Annotated in this window: 17 protein-coding genes; 9 read left to right on the forward strand and 8 right to left on the reverse strand. The window is 66.6% G+C overall.

Annotated elements, in window-relative coordinates; translation table 11 throughout:
• Positions 1-23: 23 nt before the first annotated feature.
• The 4 genes from SPMU_RS01705 to SPMU_RS01720 all read right to left on the reverse strand — a co-directional run bounded on the left by SPMU_RS01705 (position 24) and on the right by SPMU_RS01720 (position 4,936).
• Complete coding sequence (locus SPMU_RS01705; RefSeq protein ID WP_088331330.1) at positions 24-722, reverse strand: enoyl-CoA hydratase/isomerase family protein; 699 nt, start codon at positions 720-722, stop codon at positions 24-26.
• Positions 719-1,582, reverse strand: a complete 864-nt coding sequence (locus tag SPMU_RS01710) for a 4-(cytidine 5'-diphospho)-2-C-methyl-D-erythritol kinase (RefSeq protein ID WP_211275689.1) — start codon at positions 1,580-1,582, stop codon at positions 719-721. Before SPMU_RS01710 ends, SPMU_RS01705 begins: the two co-directional genes overlap by 4 nt.
• Positions 1,579-3,153, reverse strand: a complete 1,575-nt coding sequence (locus tag SPMU_RS01715; RefSeq protein ID WP_245832660.1) for a tetratricopeptide repeat protein — start codon at positions 3,151-3,153, stop codon at positions 1,579-1,581. Before SPMU_RS01715 ends, SPMU_RS01710 begins: the two co-directional genes overlap by 4 nt.
• Positions 3,154-3,277: 124 nt before the next feature.
• Positions 3,278-4,936, reverse strand: coding sequence for an electron transfer flavoprotein-ubiquinone oxidoreductase (locus SPMU_RS01720; protein WP_088331332.1), 1,659 nt, complete (start codon positions 4,934-4,936; stop codon positions 3,278-3,280).
• A 125-nt stretch (positions 4,937-5,061) separates the two neighbouring features.
• On the opposite strand from SPMU_RS01720, the gene SPMU_RS01725 reads away from it, so the two are divergent.
• The 5 genes from SPMU_RS01725 to SPMU_RS01745 all read left to right on the forward strand — a co-directional run bounded on the left by SPMU_RS01725 (position 5,062) and on the right by SPMU_RS01745 (position 10,666).
• Positions 5,062-5,817 (forward strand): uracil-DNA glycosylase, encoded by a 756-nt coding sequence (locus SPMU_RS01725; RefSeq protein WP_088333095.1) that lies wholly within the window; start codon positions 5,062-5,064, stop codon positions 5,815-5,817.
• Positions 5,818-5,852: 35 nt separating this feature from the next.
• Entirely contained in the window at positions 5,853-7,622 is a 1,770-nt protein-coding gene (locus SPMU_RS01730; protein WP_088333096.1) for a lytic transglycosylase domain-containing protein, read from the forward strand.
• Positions 7,623-7,900: 278 nt separating this feature from the next.
• Complete coding sequence (gene recA, locus SPMU_RS01735; protein WP_088331334.1) at positions 7,901-8,974, forward strand: recombinase RecA; 1,074 nt, start codon at positions 7,901-7,903, stop codon at positions 8,972-8,974.
• Between the two features lie 217 nt (positions 8,975-9,191).
• Positions 9,192-10,037, forward strand: coding sequence for a class I SAM-dependent methyltransferase (locus SPMU_RS01740; protein WP_088333097.1), 846 nt, complete (start codon positions 9,192-9,194; stop codon positions 10,035-10,037).
• A complete protein-coding gene (locus SPMU_RS01745) occupies positions 10,034-10,666 on the forward strand; it encodes a glutathione S-transferase family protein (protein ID WP_088331336.1) in 633 nt (210 codons plus the stop codon). Before SPMU_RS01740 ends, SPMU_RS01745 begins: the two co-directional genes overlap by 4 nt.
• A 98-nt stretch (positions 10,667-10,764) precedes the next feature.
• Here the strand turns inward: SPMU_RS01745 and SPMU_RS01750 are convergent, their stop codons facing one another.
• Together SPMU_RS01750 and SPMU_RS01755 are read right to left on the reverse strand one after the other, a co-directional pair.
• A complete protein-coding gene (locus SPMU_RS01750) occupies positions 10,765-12,117 on the reverse strand; it encodes a dicarboxylate/amino acid:cation symporter (protein ID WP_088331338.1) in 1,353 nt (450 codons plus the stop codon).
• A gap of 235 nt (positions 12,118-12,352) precedes the next feature.
• Positions 12,353-12,673 (reverse strand): YnfA family protein, encoded by a 321-nt coding sequence (locus tag SPMU_RS01755; protein ID WP_088331340.1) that lies wholly within the window; start codon positions 12,671-12,673, stop codon positions 12,353-12,355.
• Positions 12,674-12,809: 136 nt separating this feature from the next.
• On the opposite strand from SPMU_RS01755, the gene SPMU_RS01760 reads away from it, so the two are divergent.
• Together SPMU_RS01760 and alaS are read left to right on the forward strand one after the other, a co-directional pair.
• Positions 12,810-13,181 carry a nuclear transport factor 2 family protein gene (locus tag SPMU_RS01760; RefSeq protein ID WP_088331342.1) on the forward strand — a complete coding sequence of 124 codons (372 nt, stop codon included), beginning with the start codon at positions 12,810-12,812 and terminating at the stop codon, positions 13,179-13,181.
• Between the two features lie 442 nt (positions 13,182-13,623).
• Positions 13,624-16,287: an alanine--tRNA ligase gene (gene alaS / locus SPMU_RS01765; RefSeq protein WP_088331344.1), complete on the forward strand. Its 2,664-nt coding sequence runs from the start codon at positions 13,624-13,626 to the stop codon at positions 16,285-16,287.
• A 96-nt stretch (positions 16,288-16,383) separates the two neighbouring features.
• Here alaS and SPMU_RS01770 read toward each other — a convergent pair whose 3' ends face one another.
• Both SPMU_RS01770 and SPMU_RS01775 read right to left on the reverse strand, forming a co-directional pair.
• Positions 16,384-16,941 carry a hypothetical protein gene (locus SPMU_RS01770; RefSeq protein WP_088331346.1) on the reverse strand — a complete coding sequence of 186 codons (558 nt, stop codon included), beginning with the start codon at positions 16,939-16,941 and terminating at the stop codon, positions 16,384-16,386.
• Positions 16,942-17,510: 569 nt separating this feature from the next.
• Positions 17,511-17,999 carry a DNA-deoxyinosine glycosylase gene (locus tag SPMU_RS01775; RefSeq protein ID WP_088333098.1) on the reverse strand — a complete coding sequence of 163 codons (489 nt, stop codon included), beginning with the start codon at positions 17,997-17,999 and terminating at the stop codon, positions 17,511-17,513.
• Positions 18,000-18,151: 152 nt separating this feature from the next.
• On the opposite strand from SPMU_RS01775, the gene SPMU_RS01780 reads away from it, so the two are divergent.
• Both SPMU_RS01780 and SPMU_RS01785 read left to right on the forward strand, forming a co-directional pair.
• Positions 18,152-19,132 carry a cysteine synthase A gene (locus tag SPMU_RS01780; protein WP_088331348.1) on the forward strand — a complete coding sequence of 327 codons (981 nt, stop codon included), beginning with the start codon at positions 18,152-18,154 and terminating at the stop codon, positions 19,130-19,132.
• Between the two features lie 50 nt (positions 19,133-19,182).
• A complete protein-coding gene (locus SPMU_RS01785; protein WP_088331350.1) occupies positions 19,183-19,461 on the forward strand; it encodes a hypothetical protein in 279 nt (92 codons plus the stop codon).
• Positions 19,462-19,688: the final 227 nt, after the last annotated feature.

Consider the following 19,688-nt stretch of genomic DNA (forward strand, 5'->3'; position numbering starts at 1 on the left):
TATCGCCCGCCTGCCGCCGACGATCAACGATAGCGTTGCGTGCCGCTCCGGAATCGTGCGCTTCCAAAGCTGTTTTCAAAGGCGCGGCTATGCGCCGGGTCGCCAGGATCGCGCAGCATCGCCTTCAGCATCACCAGAGCGTCCCGATCATTGGCGGCGATGCTGGCGGACACCGCGGCTCCGTCGCCGATCATGTCCACCAATCCGATGCGATGCGCTTCGGCTGCGTCGATCGTCTCGGCCGTGAACAGCAACCGTGCTGCTTGTCCGGGGCCGGTCAACGCCGATAGGCGGCCAATATCCTCCGCCGGGTAGCCGATGCCCAGCTTCGCCGGCGGAAGCGCGAAGCTCGCGCGCTCGCCCGCGACCCGTACGTCCGCCGCCAGTGCCAGGACGAAGCCAGCGCCGTGGCAGCCACCGTCGATCGCGGCAACCACCGGCATCGGCAGCCCGGCCAGCGCATTGGCAGCCGCGCGAAGGGCGAGGCGAAACGGCGCCCGGCGTTCCGGCTCGTCGGCCAGGTGCGCGATCTCGCTCAGGTCCGCGCCGGCCGAAAACGTGCCGGGCACGGCCGATCGCAGCAGCACCACTGCGGCATCACCGGGTATGCGCCCAACCACATCGGCGAGCGCCTGCCAGTGCGCGGTGCCCATCGCGTTGCGCCGTTCAGGGCGGTCGAGCGTCAGCCGCGCGATTGGCCCGTCCTGGTCGAGATCGATCATGCGAGTGCGGTCGCCAACTGCCACCATTCGGGGGCCGCTGCGGAGACTGCGGCGCTTGCCCGGTCGCGATCGTCCACCCGCTCGAACAAGGCAAAGCACGTCGCGCCCGACCCGGACATTCGGGCAAGCGTGACGCCGGGCTGAGCCTGAAGCAGCGCCACCACATCGGCGATCACCGGCGCAACCAAGCGCGCGGGGTGTTCGAGATCGTTGCGCCCGCCGCGCGGATCGGCGGGATCGAGCGCCCCGCGATCCACGCCGTCCCACCCGCCGAAGACAGCGGCGGTGGAAACACCCACGCGTGGGTTCACCAGCAACACTGGCGTCCCCTGCCACTGCGCGACCGGGACCAGGGCATCGCCCTTGCCCGTTCCAAATGCTGTGCGGCCCGCAAGGCACGCGGGCACGTCGGCGCCGAGGCCAGCCGCAATCTCGATCAGACCTGGATCATCGAGTGCGATACCATGAGCCCGCGCAAGCGCGCGCAGCGTCGCCGCGGCGTCCGCCGATCCGCCGCCGATCCCTGACGCTACTGGCAGGTTCTTCTCCAGCGTGATTTCGCACCGCGCGTCGACAGCAAAGCGCTGCCGAAACGCCTCCAAGGCGCGGATCACCAGATTGTCAGCGGGCGCGGAGGAGGGGCCTTCATTCGCGGCAGACGCCGTAAGCGCCGCCGCGAACGGCCCGATGATGCGGAACTCGTCCTTCCGCGATGGCGCCAGGGTGATGACATCGCCGTCGCGGCAGAACGCGAACAGCGTCTCGATATCGTGATAGCCGTCGGCCCTACGCCGGCGCACGTGCAGGGCAAGGTTCAGCTTGGCCGGGGCCGGCTCCACGATCACGGTTTCATGGGTCATGGGCGCTGGGCTGGTCCGTTCGCGATCTTGACCGCCAGCCGTGCCGCATTCTCCGCGTCGGCCACGACCTGAGCCGCGCGCCAGGCGTAGCGGGCAGCGAAGCGACGGCCGACCGCCCAGTAAACGTCGCCGAGATGCTCGTTGACCTCGATATCGGTCGGGGAGGCCGCCGCCGCGCGCTCGATCAAGGGCAAGGCCCGCTTCGGCTCGCCGGAGAGATAATAAGCCCAACCAAGCGAATCGGTGATCGCCGCGTCCTGCGGCTTCAGCCGGCTCGCCTTTTCCAGCAGCGTCTGAGCGGGGCCGACCGGCTCGCCGTGGCTGATCTGCGCATAGCCGAGATAGTTGAGCGCCAACGGCTCGTCCGGGGCGAGCCGCACCGCCTGGGCAAGTGCGCGGTGGGCGCCGGGCCAATCGCCGGCTTCGTCCAGCGCGGCGCCATATTGCAGCCAGACTGACCAGTCCGCTTCGCCTTTCGCCTGATCGATGATCCGTCGATATATTGGCGCAGCGTCGGCGGGCCGTGTGGCTCCCGATAACAGATCCGCATAGCGTTGAAGCGCAGCCGTATCCCCGTTCTTGGCCAGCGCCTCCGCGTGGACCAGGGCTTCGTTCATGCGGCCGGCATCGGCGAGGATCTGAACGCGTCCGCCTTTCGCCGCCTGCGCATAGGGGCTGTCGGCAGCGATCGTCGCCAGCGTGGCGAGCGCCCGGTTCGTTTCTCCGGTGCGGCCCAGCGCATAGCCGAGCAGCAGCCGCGCGCGATCGTTTGCGGGATAGGCAATCACGGCGGCCTGCGCCATGGCGAGCGGCAAGGGGCCAGGCGGGCCGACGATCAGGTCGGTCACCACGCGGGTCAGCAGGGCGGACATGCCGAACCCAAGCGTCGGCTTGCTGCCGGTGCCTGGCCGGGCGCGAAATGCCGCAATCGCTGGCGCATCTCCGATCAGCAAGGAGCGGGCTTCCGCGGCTTTGCCCAGGCCGATCAACAGCCGCGCGGCGATGATCCTCATGTCTTCGCTCGCCTGGCCCGTACCCAGCACCGCGCGAAGCGTCGCCAGCCCCTCCGTGGTGTGGCCTTGCGCGATCAGGATCAGTGCGCGGGTCTCACCGGCGAAGCGCCGTGCCACCGCGTCGTCGCGCGCGGCGGCAAGCAGCGGCAGCGGATCCCCCCCGCTCGCCAGCGCCGCCCAAGCCGCGAGAGGCGCGGACAGGACGGCAAGCTGGCTCTTGCCGATGCGGCGGATCGCCGCCTGTGCCGCAGGGAGATCATCGTGGGCGGCGGCACTGGCAAGGATCAGCAGATCGGCGTCCGCCGGGGCGGCGTGGCCGAGTGTCGCTGCCGCCTCGAAGGCGAGTTTCAGGTCGCCGGCCGTGATCGCCTGACGATAGGCATGGGCCGCCACCCCCGTGTCACCGGGCACGGCGGCCAACGCATCGGCATAGCGACGCGCGGCGAGCCCCGACGCACCATCGCCATCGGCGGCGCGCGCCTGCATGTAGGCGAGCAGATCCGGCGTCGAAGCGCTTGCGGGCAGCGCCACCAGCGCGAGCGCCGCGCCGCCCAGCAAACGCCTCGCCCCGGCCAGGAGCCGGAGGCCGTCCGCCGCTGCAACGCCCCGCGAGGAGCGGGCTGCTGACCCATGCTCGCGGTGACGATCCACGGCGGACGGCGCGGCTGACCGCCTGGCCAGCTTACATGTTCGGATAGTTCGGCCCACCGCCGCCCTCGGGCACCACCCAGTTGATGTTCTGCGTCGGATCCTTGATGTCGCAGGTCTTGCAATGGACGCAGTTCTGCGCGTTGATCACGAATTTCGGATCGCCCGTTTCCTCGCCAACGATCTCGTACACACCCGCCGGGCAGTAGCGCTGCGCCGGCTCGTCATAGAGCGGCAGGTCGTAGGTCACCGGGATGTCCGGGTCCTTTAGCGTCAGGTGGATCGGCTGATCCTCCTCGTGATTGGTGTTCGACAGGAACACCGAGGACAGGCGATCGAACGTCAGCACGCCATCGGGCTTGGGATAGTCGATCTTCTTGACCATGTCCTTGCGCCACAGCGTGTCGTGGTCGGCATGCTGCTTCATGGTGAAGGGCCACTTCAGGCCAATATACTCCATCCACATCGCGATGCCCGCGATGCCCGAGCCCATGAAATCGCCGAACTTCTTCACCAGCGGCGCCACGTTGCGGACGATCGACAGCTCCTTCTTCACCCACGAAGCCTCGAAGGCCGCGGGGTAAGCGGTCAGCTCGTCGCTCTGGCGCTGCGACAGGATCGCGTCGACGGCGGCTTCGGCGGCCATCATGCCGCTCTTCATCGAGGTATGCGTGCCCTTGATCCGCGGCACGTTGAGGAAGCCGGCGCTGTCGCCGATCAGCGCGCCGCCCGGGAACACCAGCTTCGGGATCGACTGCAGGCCGCCGTCGCTGATCGCGCGCGCGCCATAGCTGACGCGCTTGCCGCCCTTGAGCAGCGCGGCGATCTCCGGATGCGTCTTCCAGCGCTGCATCTCGGCAAACGGAAAGACGTGCGGATTGGAATAGTTCAGCCAGGTGACGAGGCCGAGGCTGACCTGCCCGTTCGCCTGGTGATAGATCCAGCCGCCACCATTGGTCTCGCTTTCGCTGAGCGGCCAGCCCTGCGTGTGGATCACCTTGCCCGGCTCGTGCAGCGCGGGATCGATGTCCCACAATTCCTTGATGCCCAGCCCGTAAGACTGCGGATCGCAATCGGCGCGCAGGTCAAAGATGCGCATCAGCTCCTTTGAGAGATGCCCGCGGCACCCCTCGGAGAAGAAGGTGTATTTCGCGTGGAGCTCCAGCCCCGGCTGGTAATCGGGCTTGCGCGTGCCGTCGCGAGCCACGCCCATGTCGCCGGTCGCGACGCCCTTCACGCTGCCGTCCTCGTTGAACAGGATCTCGGCCGCGGCGAAGCCCGGGAAGATTTCGACGCCCAGCTCTTCGGCCTTGCCGGCGAGCCAGCGGCAGAGATTGCCAAGGCTCCCCGTATAAGTGCCCTTGTTGTGCAGGAACGGCGGGGTCCACAGGTGCGGCAGGTTGAACTTGCCCTTGCGGCTCAGCACCCAGTGGATGTTCTGCGTCACCGGCACTTCGGCCAGCGGGCAGCCGTCCTCGCGCCAATTCGGCAGCAGCTCGTCGAGGCTGCGTGGATCGATCACCGCGCCCGACAGGATGTGCGCGCCGACTTCGCTGCCCTTTTCGAGCACGCAGACCGAAACCTCGGCCTCTTTCTCGGCCGCGAGCTGTTTGAGCCGGATCGCGGCGCTCAGGCCCGCCGGCCCGGCTCCCACGATCACAACATCATACGGCATCGACTCGCGTTCGCTCATTATTCTCTCCATCTGCCAACCCGCCCATCGCCCCCGCATTCGGGCGCATGCCGGCAACGTTCCGTCTTCCATGGCTGTTCAGCGAATTGACCGCCACGTCAACCATCAGGCTTAAGTGGGTGCACATGGGGGCAGATCCAAACATCGATTGGCGGCAAGCCGCGGCAAGCGCAATGGAATGGTGGCGCGACGCCGGCGTGGATGTGCTCGTTGGCGATGAACCGTTCGACTGGCTTTCCCCTGAGCCGGCGGAACTGGTCACGGCTCTTGCGCCCGAGCGTGATCTCAGTGGCGCCACTGCCCCTGCTGACCATTCTTTGCCTGCGGCCGGCACGTTGCCCGCAACGATCGCCGAGCTGCTGGAATGGCGGATCGGCCCGGCCGCGCCGGAAGCCAGCTGGAACATATCGCTCGTTCCCGCCACCGGTCCGGCCGGCGCCGACCTGATGATCCTGATCGATTGTCCCGAACGCGATTCGTGCGATTCGCTGCTCGGCGGTGCGGCGGGGCGTTTGTTTGATCGGATGCTCGCCGCGATCGGGCGCAGCCGCGCCGACGTCCATCTCGCGAGCATGTGCGCAGCGCGCCCTTCCGCAGGGCGCCTCCCGCGCGAGATGGAGTCGCGGCTCGCGGAAATCGCCCGCCATCACGTCACCCTGGCGGCACCCAAGCGGTTGCTCGTAATGGGCGATGCGGCTAGCCGTGCCATATTGTCGGCGAACGTCTTGCAGGCGCGCGGACGTTTGCACGCTTTTAACCATAAGAATGACAGTCAGAGCGAGGTCGTGGCGAGCTTCCATCCGCGCATGCTGCTGGAAAGACCCGTCCTGAAGGCTGAGGCTTGGAGAGATCTGCAGATGCTGATGGGGGGATCGAAGTGAGCCGGGTGTTGCTTGCCGCCGTATCTTTTGCCGCGATGATGCCGGCGGTGGCGGCCGCCGAGCCCGCGGCTCCGGCGGGCGCTGCGAGCGCGGCCACGCCGTCGCTTCCGTCCCAGCTCACCGCCGAACAGCGCACGCAATATCGCGCCGTCTTCGCCGCCATTCGCGAAAGCCGCTGGCAGGATGCACAGATCGGCCTCGACGCGATGGTCCCCGGGCCGCTGCACAGCTACGCGCGCGCCGAACTCTACACGGCCAAGGGCTCGCCCCGCGTGGAGCTGGAGCCGCTTGTCCGCTTGCTGACCGACGCGCCCGAACTGCCGCAGGCCGAGGCGATCGCCCGGCTCGCAAAGGCGCGGGGCGCGGCCGAGCTGCCGCAACTGCCGGTACCGCAGCGGCTCGTCTGGCAGGATGGCGCCCCCATCCGCGTCCGCGCGAAGGCCACGCGCAGTGACGCGATCGCCGCCGATCTCGCCACGCGCATGCAGCCTTATGTGAAGGGCGACATGGGGCGCGAGGCGGAGGCGCTGCTCGAATCGACCAGCGGGCTTTCGCCGGAGACGGCCACCGAATGGCAATCCCGCGTCGCCTGGATCTATTTTCTTCAGGGTCTCGACGGCGATGCGCGCCGCCTGGGCGACAAGGCCGCGCAGGGGCGGGGTGATTGGGCCACGCATGCGCGCTGGACGTCGGCGCTGGCCGCTTGGCGCCAGAATGATTGCGCCGCCGCTGGCGAAGGATTCCAGGCCGTGTCCGCGCGCGCCGGCGACACCGATATGCGCGCGGCCGGGCTTTATTGGGCCAGTCGTGCCGACATGATCTGCGGCCGCCCGGACCGGATCGAGGCGCGGCTGCGCAACGCGGCGCAATATGGCGAGACGTTCTACGGACAATTGGCGCGTCAGTCGCTCGGCATGCAGACCGCGGCGGTCAAGCCGCAGAAGGTGACGAGCGATTGGGCCAGCGTCGAGCGCCGCCCGAACGTGCGCGTTGCTGCCGCCTTGGCCGAGATCGGCGAGAACGATGCTGCGGATCAGGTGGTCCGGCAGCAGGCCAAGATCGGCCCCGCGGCCGAATTCGCCAGCCTGATGCGCGTAACGGAGCAGATGAACCTGCCGGCCAGCGTGGTGTGGCTCGCGCACAATTGCCCGCAAGGCTTCGTGGCCACGGCGGAAACGCGTTATCCCACGCCGAACTGGACGCCGGACACCGGCTGGCGGGTCGACAAGGCGCTGGTCTATGCGCACACGCTCCAGGAATCGGGCTTCCGCAACAAGGTCGTCTCGCCCGCGGGCGCTTACGGGCTCATGCAGATCATGCCCGCTGCTGCCACCGATTACATGCGCGAGCGGGGCGTATCGGTCGACAAATCGGCGCTCACCCGCCCATCGACCAACATCGATATCGGCCAGCGGCATCTGGAAAAGCTGCGCGACATGGGCCTGACGCAGGGTCTGCTGCCCAAGGTGATCGCCGCGTATAACGCCGGGCCCAAGCCGGTCGGCGAGTGGAATTCGCTCGTCCGCGATAACGGCGATCCGCTGCTCTACATCGAGAGCATCCCGTATTGGGAGACGCGCGGCTATGTCGTGACGGTACTGCGCAATTACTGGATGTATGAAGGACAGACCGGCCGAAAGGAATCGGTCAGTCGCTCCGCGCTCGCCCAAGGCATGTGGCCGCGCTTCCCCGGAATGAAGGGTGAACCGGCGATTCGCGTCGCCAATCGTCCGGCGTTCAATACGGTCGCCTCGAATGCGGCGGTTTCACCAACTTCCACCACCACGGTGACGAGCGCGCAGTAACTCGGCACTGGTCGTCCCGGACGTGATCCGGGATCCAGTCCATCGCGGCGCTTCCGATCGTTGCCGCGCGAACACGCGCCCATACCGTCATGCCGGGCGAGTCCCGGCATCCAGCCGTCCGCATGCTCCTACTACGCCTATCGCGAGCAACATCCGCCGCGATCCAAACCACGCTACAGAAAACAATCGTTCCCTACTTGTTCCCGCGGAACAAATGTAATACATGCCGTTCACGCGTTGAACGGTTCGCGCGCTTGCTTTAGCGAAAGGGCTTCCCAATGGCCGCCAATCTGAAGGTGATCCCTAACAACATGGCAAGCGCGAACTCGGATCGTCAAAAGGCGCTCGACGCCGCCCTCGCGCAGATCGATCGCGCGTTCGGCAAGGGCTCGGCAATGAAGCTCGGCGCAAAGGAGACGATGAAGGTCGAGGTGGTCTCCACCGGCAGCCTCGGGCTCGACATCGCGCTTGGCGTCGGCGGGCTGCCGAAGGGCCGCATCGTCGAGATCTTCGGGCCTGAATCGTCGGGCAAGACGACACTCGCGCTTCACGCGATTGCCGAATCGCAAAAGGCAGGCGGCACGGCGGCCTTCGTTGACGCGGAGCACGCGCTCGATCCGGCCTATGCCAAGAAGCTGGGCGTCAACATCGACGAGCTGATCGTCTCGCAGCCCGATACGGGCGAGCAGGCGCTTGAGATCGTCGATACGCTGGTGCGGTCGAACGCGATCGACGTGCTGGTGATCGATTCGGTCGCCGCGCTCGTGCCGCGCGCCGAAATCGAGGGCGAAATGGGCGACAGCCACGTCGGCCTTCAAGCCCGCTTGATGAGCCAGGCGCTGCGCAAGCTGACCGGCACGATCAGCCGCTCGAACTGCCTTGTCATCTTCATCAACCAGATCCGCATGAAGATCGGCGTGATGTACGGCTCGCCCGAGACGACCACGGGTGGCAACGCGCTGAAGTTCTACGCCTCGGTCCGCCTCGACGTGCGCCGCATCGGCTCGGTCAAGGATCGCGAGGAGGCCACGGGCAACCAGACCCGCGTCAAGGTGGTGAAGAACAAGGTCGCGCCGCCATTCAAGCAGGTCGAATTCGACATCATGTTCGGCGAGGGCATTTCGAAGCTCGGCGAGATCATCGATCTCGGCGTCAAGGCGGGCCTCGTCGAGAAGTCGGGTTCGTGGTTCAGCTATGATTCGATCCGCATCGGTCAGGGCCGCGAGAATTCGAAGAACTACCTGCGCGAGAACACCGAAGTGGCCGAGCGCCTGGAGCGCCAGATCCGTGCGCGCCAGGAGGGCCTCGGTGAGGAACTGATGGCCGGGCCGTCCGAGGAAGACGACGTCTGATCGAACGCAGATGCACGGACGGCAGAGTCCAACCCAGCATCAACAGAAAGGGCCGGTGCCGCGAGGTGCCGGCCCTTTGTACGTTCCGGCCAGCCGCAGCTGTTGGAAAAAGCCGCGCCAGCGCCTCAACATTCTCAACATTCTCAACATTCGCGCCGCACGCATCCACGGTGCGATCTGCTACCATCCTCGTCTCCGTCACGCAGAAGGAACGCCGATGACCACCGCACCCGATTGGCAGACCCGCGTGGGCGATGTTTGGGCAGCCGAATGGCGCCGCACTGACCGCAGCTTCGCCGCGTTGTCGCGTCAGCTCGATGCCGCCATCCATGCCCTCGCGCCGAACGCGGGCCGTGCGGTCGATCTCGGCTGCGGCGCAGGCGCTACCAGCCTTGCGCTCGCCGCCGCCCGGCCGGAGCTCGAGATATTGGGCGTCGACCTCTCGGCCGCGCTGGTCGCCGTGGCGCAGGAGCGAGCCGCCGAGCGCGGGCTCGACAATCTGCGTTTCGTGGCCGGCATGGTGCCGCAGGCGCTTGAACCTCACTCCCCGCTTGATCTTGCCGTATCGCGGCATGGCGTGATGTTCTTCGACGATCCGCTCGCCGCCTTTCGCGGCATCGCCGCCGCGCTGCGGCCCGGCGCGCCGCTGATCTTCTCGTGCTTCCGTGCAGCGGCCGACAATCCCTGGGCGTCGGAAACCATCGCTTCCCTCGGTGGGCGGCTCGATTCACCAGCGGGTTATGCCCCGGGCCCGTTCGCCTTCGCGGATCGCGACATGGTTCACGAACTGCTCGTCGACGCCGGCCTCGCCCGCATCAGCATCGCGCCGGCCGATTATCTCTACCGCGCGGGGGAGGGCGCTGATCCTGCAGCCGACGCCGCCGACTTCTTCCGCTGCATCGGTCCGGTGTCCCGAACGATTGCCGCCGCATCCGAAGCGGACCGGCCGGCACTGCTGGAGCGGTTGCGCGTTGTGCTCAGCCAGCATGTGGTGGGCGATGCGGTTGAGTTTCCTGCCGCGGCGTGGATAGTCACGGCCTACGCACAGGGGAGCGGCAAATGATCATCGTCCACCATCTCGAGAATTCTCGGTCGCAGCGCGTGCTGTGGATGCTCGAGGAGCTGGGCCTCCCCTATGAGGTCCGGCGCTACGAACGCGACAAGAAGACGATGCTCGCCCCGCCGGAGTTGAAGCGCGTCCACCCGCTCGGCAAGTCACCCGTGATCGAGGATACCGGCGATGGCGGCCGGGTTGTCGCGGAAACCGGTGCGATCGTCGAGTATCTGGTCGACAAGGCGGACGGCCGGCTCGGCCCGCCGGCCAACCGGACGGCGGCGCTCGATTACCGCTTTTGGCTCCACTATGCCGAAGGCTCGCTGATGCCGCCGCTGCTCGTCACCCTGGTGCTCAGCCGCGTGCCCTTCTTCGGCAAGGCGGCGCAGAAGCGGATCCGCCCCTGGATCGAAAGCCACCTCGACTTCGTGGAGGCGCATCTTGCCCGCCAGCCGTGGTTCGCCGGCGACTCGCTCACCGGGGCGGACGTGATGATGAGCTTCCCGCTGGAAGCAGGCCGCAGCCGCGCTGGCCTGGACTCCTCCCGCTCTGCCACCATTGCCTGGCTGGAGAAGGTCCACGCCCGTCCCGCCTATCAGGCGGCGCTGCGGGCGGGCGGGCCGTACAGCTACGCCTGACGCGGCATGATCTGACGGGCGGCCAAGCCACGACGTGAGCCGCCCCGTTCGCCGGAGCCACGCCCGTCGATAGGGCGTGGCACTAACCTTCCAGCAGTTCAGGCGCGCCGATCGTCCCCGCCGAGCGCGGGCGTGTCGTGGAAGCTGTCGGTCGGGTGCGCCGGGCCATGCCCGCTCGGCGCCGGCGGTCCTTCGATCGCATCCGGCTCCAAGGGATCGAGCTTTCCTTCCCACTTGGCGATCACCGCGCTCGCCACGGCATTGCCGACGACGTTGGTGGCGGAACGGCCCATGTCGAGGAAATGGTCGATGCCCAGGATCAGCAGCAGGCCAGCCTCCGGGATGTCGAAGAAGCCGAGCGTCGCGGCGATCACGACGAGGCTCGCGCGCGGCACGCCCGCGATCCCCTTGCTGGTGATCATCAGCACCAGCAGCATGGTGATTTCCTGCCCGAGGCTGAGATCGATGCCATAAGCCTGCGCGATGAAGATCGTCGCGAAGGTCATGTAGATCATCGAGCCGTCGAGGTTGAAGCTATACCCCAGCGGCAGCACGAAGCTCGCGATCCGCGGCGGCACGCCGAATTTGTCCAGCGCCTCCAGCGTGCGCGGATAGGCCGCTTCGGACGAGGCGGTGGAGAAGGCGAGCAGCAACGGCTCGCGAATGTAGCGCACGAGCAGCGTCGTGCGGCGGCCGACGATCGCATAGCAGACCGCGATCAGCAGCAGCCACAGGATGATGATGCCGACGTAGAAAGTGCCCATGAAATACGCGAGGTTGCCGATGATCGACGGCCCCCGCTCGGCCAGCGTCCCCGTCACCGCCGCGAACACGGCCACCGGGGCAAAGCGCATCACGTAGTTGGTGACGGTCAGCATCACCTGCACCAGCGCCTCGATGCCGCGCACCAGCGGCGCTGCCTTTTCGCCGACGGCGGTGATCGCCACGCCGATGAAGATGGAGAAGATCACGATCTGAAGGATCTCGTTCTTCGCCATCGCCTCCACGCCGGAGGCGGGAAAGACGTGGGTGATGAAATCCTTCAGGTTAAAGGCGGTCTTCTCCACGCCGCTCGCTTCGGTCACCGCGGGGATCGCGAAATCGAGGCCGACGCCCGGCTGGAACAGATTGACCAGGATCAGCCCGAGCGTGAGGCTCACCAGGCTGGCCATGAGGAACCAGCCGACCGAGCGCATCCCGATCCGGCCGAGCGCCGCAGTGTCGCCCATATGCGCGATGCCGGCGACCAGCGTGGCGAATACCAGCGGGGCGATGATCATCTTGATCAGCCGCAGGAACACGGCCGTGACGATCGAGAAATAGCCGGCGATTTCGGTCAGCCGGGCGGCTGCGGCTGGCGAGCCGTCGTCGATCAGCGCGTTCAGCGACAGGCCAAGAGCAAGGCCCGCCGCCAGGCCGATCATGATATACAAGGTCAGCCGCTTGGCCATGTATGCTCCGTCATCGTGGAACCGCCGCGTCCTTCGGAAACATCCTGTCGGCGCTCTCCCATGGAAGATGCGTGTATTCGGCAGGCTTGCGGCGAACGGCGGCGGTTGTTTTCACCGGTGAAGGGGATTGCCGTGGCTAGGTCAAGCCCGCGTGTCTAATCCAGCCCTGCTTACCCGAGAACAGGCCTTCCCCTAGGTCCCAAGCCGGCGTGGCAGTGGCCGCTTTCGCGGCCGATCAGCCGCGCGGGCCCCAAAGGATGATTGCCGCGCCGATCAGGCAGACGCAGGCGCCTGCCACGTCCCATCGATCCGGCCGCGCGCCTTCTGCCAGCCACAACCACAGCAATGCCGTGGCGATATAGATCCCGCCATAAGCGGCATAGGCGCGCCCGGCGTGATTGGCATCGACCAGCGTCAGCAGATACGCGAACAGGCAAAGCGATCCGATCCCGGGCACGATCCACCACGGCGATCGATCCAGCCGCAGCCAGGCCCAGAAGCTGAAGCAGCCGGCGATCTCCGCCACCGCTGCGCCGATAAAGACAAGCGCGCTCATGCACGTGGCTTCTGCCGTAAGGCGGTGGCATCCGCCAGCCGGCACCGATTGAACAGGGAACGATCGCCCCGCCGCTTCGCTCTTTGCGACACAATTCTTCGCGGCACGGCTGCTCGCGCACAGGGAGATCGACGGCATGGAAGACACACGCATCTGGAGCTTCGAAAAGAGCCTGTGGACCGGTGACGCGGATGTTTACCGCGAGCTGGTCGACGACGAATGCGTCATGGTGCTGCCAGCGCAGCCGTTCGTGTACAAGGCCGAGGCCGCCATTGAGGCCGTGTCGGATACGCCGCGCTGGTCGGACGTGGAGTTCAGCGATCAGCAAGTGATGCGCCCGCAGGAAGGCCTGATCACCATCGCCTACAAGGCGACCGCGCACCGCGACGGTGAGGATTACATCGCCTATTGCACCACCACGATGCGCCGGCTGGAGCATGATGTGTGGCGCGTGGTGCAGCATCAGCAGACGCTGCCCCCGGTCGCGGGAGGTGCCACCGAAGGCTGAGTCCTGACGACCGCCATTTGACTACCGTCATGCTGAACTCGTTTCAGCATCCATCGCGCCGCAAGCAGCGTCTGTGTCGGCGGACAGATGGACCCTGAAACAAGTTCAAGGTGACGGCAGGGTGTGGCGGCCAGCCCTGACGGGGGCGGCAGTCCAGGGTCCGCACCATCGTCTGCCCATCGCCCACCCACGACATCTCACCCCCTGTAACTGCCGTCATGCTGAACTCGTTTCAGCATCCATCGCGCCACAAACGGCGTCTGTGCCGGCGGACAGATGGACCCTGAAACAAGTTCAGGGTGACGGCAGGGGATGGCGACCAGCCTGACAGGGGGGGGCAGTCCAGGGGCAGAACCATCTTCAGCCCCGACCGCCTACCCACGGCATCTCGCCCCAACACAAATGCTGGTCACCGCGCGCGTCCCCGATTAAGTCGCGCTCCATGACCTCGACGAACGACATCCGCCGCAGCTTCCTCGATTACTTCGGCTCCGCCGGGCACAGCATCGTGCCGTCGGCGCCGCTGGTGCCGCAGAACGATCCGACGCTGATGTTCGTCAACGCAGGCATGGTACCGTTCAAGAACGTGTTCACCGGACTGGAAAGCCGCCCCTATTCCACCGCGACGTCGTCGCAGAAGTGCGTGCGGGCGGGCGGCAAGCACAATGATCTCGACAATGTCGGCTACACCGCTCGGCACCACACCTTTTTCGAGATGCTCGGCAATTTCTCGTTCGGCGATTATTTCAAGGAACAGGCGATCACGCACGCCTGGACTCTGCTGACCAAGGAATGGGGTCTTCCCGCCGACAAGCTGACGGCGACCGTCTATCACACCGACGATCAGGCTTTCGATCTGTGGAAGAAGATCGCTGGCCTTCCCGAGCACGGCATCATCCGCATCCCGACAAAGGACAATTTCTGGGCAATGGGCTCGGATGGTCCGTGCGGGCCGTGCAGCGAGATCTTCTACGATCACGGCGAGCATATCCCCGGTGGCCCCCCGGGATCGCCGGATGAGGATGGCGACCGCTTCGTCGAGGTGTGGAACCTCGTCTTCATGCAGTTCGTGCAGGAAGCCGACACGATCGTCGGTGATCTGCCGCGCCCGTCGATCGACACCGGCATGGGGCTGGAGCGGATCGCCGCCGTCATGCAGGGCGTGCACGACAATTATGATACGGACACGTTCAAGGCGCTGATCGCCGCCTCGGGTGCGCTGACGCACACGCCGACGACTGGCGACAATCAGGCATCGCACCGCGTGATCGCTGATCACTTGCGGACCTCCGGCTTCCTCGTCGCAGACGGCGTGCTGCCGGCCAATGACGGCCGCGGCTATGTCCTGCGCCGCATCATGCGCCGCGCGATGCGCCACGCGCACCTCCTCGGCGCGAAGGAGCCGCTCATGCACCGCCTGGTGCCGGCGCTGGTCGCCGAAATGGGCGCCGCTTACCCCGAGCTGGTCCGCGCGCAGCCGCTGATCGAGGCGACGCTGGCGCAGGAGGAAACCCGCTTCCGCCAGACGCTCGACAAGGGGCTGAAGCTGCTCGACGAGGCAACCGCCGGTATGAAGCCGGGCGACGTGCTGCCGGGCGGAACCGCGTTCAAGCTCTATGACACCTTCGGCTTCCCCTATGACCTGACCGAGGACGCGCTGCGTGCCCAGTCGTTCGGCGTCGATCGCGCTGGCTTCGACGCGGCGATGGCAGAGCAAAAACGCGCCGCACGCGCCGCGTGGAAGGGCTCGGGCGCGAAGGCATCAGACGAACTCTGGTTCGACCTCGCCGAGGAGGTCGGCGCGACCGAATTCACCGGCTATGCCAGCGACGTCGGCGAGGGCGTGGTGCTCGCACTGGTCAAGGACGGTGCGCGGGTGCAGAAGGCGGCCAGCGGCCACCAGGTCGACGTGATCGTCAACCAGACGCCCTTTTATGGCGAAAGCGGCGGTCAGGTCGGCGACGCCGGCACGATCAGCAGCGAGGCGGGTCTTGCCGCCGAGGTCACCGAAACCTCCAAGCAGCTCGGCAAGCTCTGGGTCCATCACGCAAAGCTCAGCGCGGGCGAGATCAAGGTCGGCGACACGGTGAGGCTCGCGATCGACGTCGCGCGCCGCGCCGCGATCCGCGCCAACCATTCCGCCACCCACCTGCTGCATGAGGCGCTGCGCCAGCGGCTCGGCACGCATGTCGCGCAGAAGGGCTCGCTCGTTGCGCCCGATCGCCTGCGCTTCGACGTCAGCCATTCCAGCGCGATGAGCGCCGAGGAACTCGCCGATGCCGAGGCGGCGGTTAACGCGAAGATTCGCCAGAACGGCGCCGTCACCACCCGCCTGATGACGCCGGACGATGCGATCGCGATGGGCGCCATGGCGCTGTTCGGCGAAAAGTATGGCGACGAAGTCCGCGTCGTTTCGATGGGCAGCGACGATGGCGGCAAGACCTATTCGATCGAACTGTGCGGCGGCACCCATGTCAACGCGCTCGGCGACATCGGCCTGTTCAAGGTGATCGGGGAGGGCGCAGTGTCTTCGGGCGTCCGCCGCGTCGAGGCGCTGACCGGCGAGGCCGCGCGTGCGTATCTGTCATCGCGCGACGACAAGCTGCGCGAGGCGGCCTCTGCGCTGCGCACCACCCCCGACGAAGTTCCTGGCCGCGTCACCTCGCTGCTCGAAGAGAAGCGCCGGCTGGAGCGTGAGCTTGCCGAAGCGAAGAAGGCGCTGGCGATGGGCGGCGGCAGCGGCGCTGCCCCGGCAGGTCCGGAAACCGTTGGCGGCGTCGCCTTCGTCGGCCAGGTGCTGAACGGCTTCGAGGCCAAGGGCCTGCGCGGCGCGGTCGATGACGCCAAGAAGCGTATCGAGTCCGGTGTCGCGGCGCTGGTGGCGGTCAACGAAGGTCGTGCCACCGTGGCGGTGGGCGTCACCGACGATCTGGTCGCCACGTACAATGCGGTCGATCTGGTGAAGCGCGCGGTCGCCGCGGTCGGCGGGCAGGGCGGCGGCGGCCGGCCCGACATGGCGCAGGGCGGCGGCCCGGACGGTGACAAGGCCGAGGACGCCCTCGCGGCGGTTCGTGCCGCGCTGGAAGAGGCGAAAGCGGTCGCCTGAACCGAAGTGGCCGGGTTGCTACACGAACCGGCCATTTTTCTCCGGCACTAGGCCGGGTGAGTGGGCCGCGGGGCCGTTCTGCCCCGCGGCGATTCCTTACTTACCGGCCATTGCCGCATCGAGCTGCGCGGCGGTCATGCCGATCGTCACGCCCTGCGGACCCGGGCCGAACGATCCAAGCGGCAGGCGCGCGTCGCCCTTCGCTGTTGTGACGGTGACAAACTCACCCTCAACGGCCTTGATGGTACCGAGCGAGGACCCGCCCACACCATATACGGTGGCGCCGGTCGTCAGCTGCGACCGGAAGTTCTGCGCCGCTTGTGCCGCGCCCTGACCGGCGGCGGCCTCCAGCTCAGCCTTGGTCATCGCCAGCAACGGCCCGTTCGGCCCCGTGCCGAACGACGTCAGCGGAATTGCCGCCTTCACCGTGCCGGTATCGACGACCGCATTGGTGCCGTCGGTCGAGGCGATGGTGCCCACCGTGCCGCCCTGGGCGTCGTAGACGGTGCCGCCGACTTTGGGGGCTGCGCCAGTCTGTGCTGCCCCGGTCTGGGCTGCGCCGGTCTGGGCGGCGGGGGCGGGAGCCTGGGTGCCCTGCGCATTGGCGGCGAGCGGCGTTGCGGCGGCAAGCAGCAGGAATGCGTAACGGTACATGATTACTCCTCGTCGTTGGTTCAGTTATGAAACGAGGCCGTCGCTTGGCGGTTCCGCGCAAGTGAGTGTCGGTAGGCCGGGCAAGTCCGGAGACGAGCGGAGCACAAAAGGCCTTCGACCGTCATGACAGATGCTTCAGCAGGACTTCGCGTGTTTCGCGAAGACTGGGTGCTTGTACCTTTCCGACGCTGCGCAAAGACGGTGATCATAGGAATGCACAATGCAAGACTATGATAACCCTGGGATATCGCTGCTGACAGATGAACGGTTCTTGAACAAAGGCGTAGTCCTCGTCGCTTGCCTTGTTCGGCGACGCAGGTGATGGTGGGCGGGAACCAGATCATTCAAGCGTCATTCAAGGAGACGGCGCGCCGACCATCCGTGGATGGAGCACCGCACGTGAATCGATACGCGTTGCCTGCGGGTGGGCGCCAGATTTGCCGGCCTCGCGATGATGCGTGGCGGCCTCGCACGTGACCTCGGCAGGAGGGAAACGGCCGCTTTCGGCCTGGTCCCGGCCGCCTGCGGCCACCAGCGGCGTCGACGCGCCGCGTGGCGCAGAATGCCATCTAATCCAAGTAGGCGGCGATGGCGTTCCAGGCTGGCTGCTTGGCCTCCCGGCCGATCGTGTGGAGCGGGCTGGACGAGGGAAGCGCGATGACCGCCAGGCCGCGATCGCCCAGCAAGGCACGGCCAAGCGACAGCGCCTTGCCGCCGTTGAAGGCGACGGCACGCAGTTCGGGAAGGCGGCCCAGGAGCGTGGGCAGATCATTTGCCGCCGCGTCCCGGATCGTGGCATCCGTGCTGCCGGTGCGCCGTGCCGTCGCCACTACGTCCCACAGCGCGACGCGGGCGGCCTGCAAGGCGGCGAGCCGGTCCTCATAATCAAGCGTGGACAGATCGCGCCCTACGACTGGCGACATCAACGCCCAGAACTGGTTTTGCGGATGCGCGTAGTAACGCTGTTCCGCCAGGCTCCGCTCGCCGGGAAGGCTGCCGAGGACAAGCACCCGCGCGTCGGGGGAGGCGACGGGCGAAAAGGATGATTTCACAGTCATGATCTTCTGCGCCAGCAACGCTGCTTCCGGAAAGAGGTTCAGGGTCTAAGCGGTTGAATAACGGCCGGGTAAGCCGTGAGTAGCAGGGCTTTCGCGCGGCAAAGCGCAAGCCGCGGTTGCCGGTCCGCGCCTGCCGCGCCATCTAGGTTGTCATGCATACCGCCTCAGACACGCTTTCGCTTATTGGTCACACGCCGCTCGTCCGTTTGAAGGGGCCGAGTGAGGCAACGGGGTGCGATATCTTCGGCAAGTGCGAGTTTGCCAATCCGGGCGCCAGCGTGAAGGATCGCGCGGCGCTTTTCATCGTCGAGGATGCGGAGGCGCGCGGCGCGCTTCAGCCCGGCGGGACGATCGTTGAGGGCACGGCGGGGAATACGGGGATCGGGCTGGCGCTGGTCGCCAACGCCAAGGGCTATCGCACGATCATCGTAATGCCCGACACCCAGTCCAAGGAAAAGATGGACACGCTGCGCGCGCTTGGCGCCGAACTGGTGACCGTGCCGGCGGCGCCCTATTCCAGCCCGTGTCATTTCGTGCATCAGTCGCGCCGCATCGCCGACGAGACGCCAGGCGCAATCTGGGCCAACCAATTCGACAATATCGCCAATCGACGTGCGCATATCGTGGGCACGGCCGAGGAGATTTGGACGCAGATGGATGGCCGGGTTGACGGCTTCACTTGCGCCGCGGGCACGGGCGGCACGATCGCCGGCGTCGGCCTGGGCCTGAAGGAAAAGGACGAGCGGATCACGATTGCGCTTAGCGATCCGCATGGCGCGGCCTTGTACCATTATTATGCCAGTGGAGAGCTGAAGAGCGAGGGATCGTCGGTTGCCGAAGGGATCGGGCAGGGCCGGATCACCGCCAACCTGGAAGGGGCGCCGATCGATACGCAGTTCCGGATCTCGGATGCCGAGGGGCTGGAATGGGTTGACCGCTTGCTCGCCGAAGAGGGCCTGTGCCTGGGGCTGTCCTCCGGCATCAACGTGGCCGGTGCGGTGCGCCTCGCCCAGGCGCTCGGCCCGGGCAAGAGGATTGCGACAATCCTGTGCGACACCGGCTTTCGCTACCTCTCGACGCTCTACAATCCCGGCTGGCGCGAATCGAAGGGCCTGGCGCCGGCGCGGCCTTGACCCGCAACGTTCGACAAGCACGCGACGCGGCGTTAGAGTCTCGCGACAAGATGAAGCAGGGCGCATCCCATAGTCAGGCGATGCAGCGTGTCCGGGTCGGCATGGTCGGCCTTGCCGCTGTGATCCTTTTGATCGGCCTCGCAAGTGCGCTGTTCAGTGCGGCCAACCGCCAGCAATCATCCACCGCCGCCACGAGCGCGGGCGAGGTGGCGAACATGACCGCCACCAACACAATGGCGGCCGATGCCGACAACGAGCCGCTTGCCCAGCTCGGAGTCGCGCCCAGCGCCGCTGAGGCAAGCCCCACACCCGAAAAGACCACCAAGTAATGTTGGGTTCGGCGGGGAAATTCGGGGAAAGCATGCGATTTGCCGCTCGCCAGGCGCCGGGCGGAATGCTGCTGCGCGGAACCAAAAGCGAACGTCGGGTGCCCGTCCCCGCAAGGAGCCACGCTTTCCCGCCAGGATAGCTCCTTTCCCCGAATTTCCCCGATTTTCCCTTCCCATCCCCGAGCGTCGCTGATACTTGTTTAGCGACAGAGGGGCAGGACCACTGT

The sequence above is a fragment of the Sphingomonas mucosissima genome (genome assembly GCF_002197665.1).
Taxonomy (GTDB): Bacteria; Pseudomonadota; Alphaproteobacteria; order Sphingomonadales; family Sphingomonadaceae; genus Sphingomonas; species Sphingomonas mucosissima.

Excerpts from the sequence above, each read along its gene's own strand:
- SPMU_RS01705 (WP_088331330.1), bottom strand. The coding sequence starts at position 722 with ATGATCGATCTCGACCAGGACGGGCCAATCGCGCGGCTGACGCTCGAC.
- SPMU_RS01710 (WP_211275689.1), bottom strand. The coding sequence starts at position 1,582 with ATGACCCATGAAACCGTGATCGTGGAGCCGGCCCCGGCCAAGCTGAAC.
- SPMU_RS01720 (WP_088331332.1), bottom strand. The coding sequence starts at position 4,936 with ATGAGCGAACGCGAGTCGATGCCGTATGATGTTGTGATCGTGGGAGCC.
- SPMU_RS01725 (WP_088333095.1), top strand. The coding sequence starts at position 5,062 with ATGGGGGCAGATCCAAACATCGATTGGCGGCAAGCCGCGGCAAGCGCA.
- SPMU_RS01730 (WP_088333096.1), top strand. The coding sequence starts at position 5,853 with ATGATGCCGGCGGTGGCGGCCGCCGAGCCCGCGGCTCCGGCGGGCGCT.
- recA (WP_088331334.1), top strand. The coding sequence starts at position 7,901 with ATGGCCGCCAATCTGAAGGTGATCCCTAACAACATGGCAAGCGCGAAC.
- SPMU_RS01740 (WP_088333097.1), top strand. The coding sequence starts at position 9,192 with ATGACCACCGCACCCGATTGGCAGACCCGCGTGGGCGATGTTTGGGCA.
- SPMU_RS01745 (WP_088331336.1), top strand. The coding sequence starts at position 10,034 with ATGATCATCGTCCACCATCTCGAGAATTCTCGGTCGCAGCGCGTGCTG.
- SPMU_RS01750 (WP_088331338.1), bottom strand. The coding sequence starts at position 12,117 with ATGGCCAAGCGGCTGACCTTGTATATCATGATCGGCCTGGCGGCGGGC.
- SPMU_RS01755 (WP_088331340.1), bottom strand. The coding sequence starts at position 12,673 with ATGAGCGCGCTTGTCTTTATCGGCGCAGCGGTGGCGGAGATCGCCGGC.
- SPMU_RS01760 (WP_088331342.1), top strand. The coding sequence starts at position 12,810 with ATGGAAGACACACGCATCTGGAGCTTCGAAAAGAGCCTGTGGACCGGT.
- alaS (WP_088331344.1), top strand. The coding sequence starts at position 13,624 with ATGACCTCGACGAACGACATCCGCCGCAGCTTCCTCGATTACTTCGGC.
- SPMU_RS01770 (WP_088331346.1), bottom strand. The coding sequence starts at position 16,941 with ATGTACCGTTACGCATTCCTGCTGCTTGCCGCCGCAACGCCGCTCGCC.
- SPMU_RS01775 (WP_088333098.1), bottom strand. The coding sequence starts at position 17,999 with ATGACTGTGAAATCATCCTTTTCGCCCGTCGCCTCCCCCGACGCGCGG.
- SPMU_RS01780 (WP_088331348.1), top strand. The coding sequence starts at position 18,152 with ATGCATACCGCCTCAGACACGCTTTCGCTTATTGGTCACACGCCGCTC.
- SPMU_RS01785 (WP_088331350.1), top strand. The coding sequence starts at position 19,183 with ATGAAGCAGGGCGCATCCCATAGTCAGGCGATGCAGCGTGTCCGGGTC.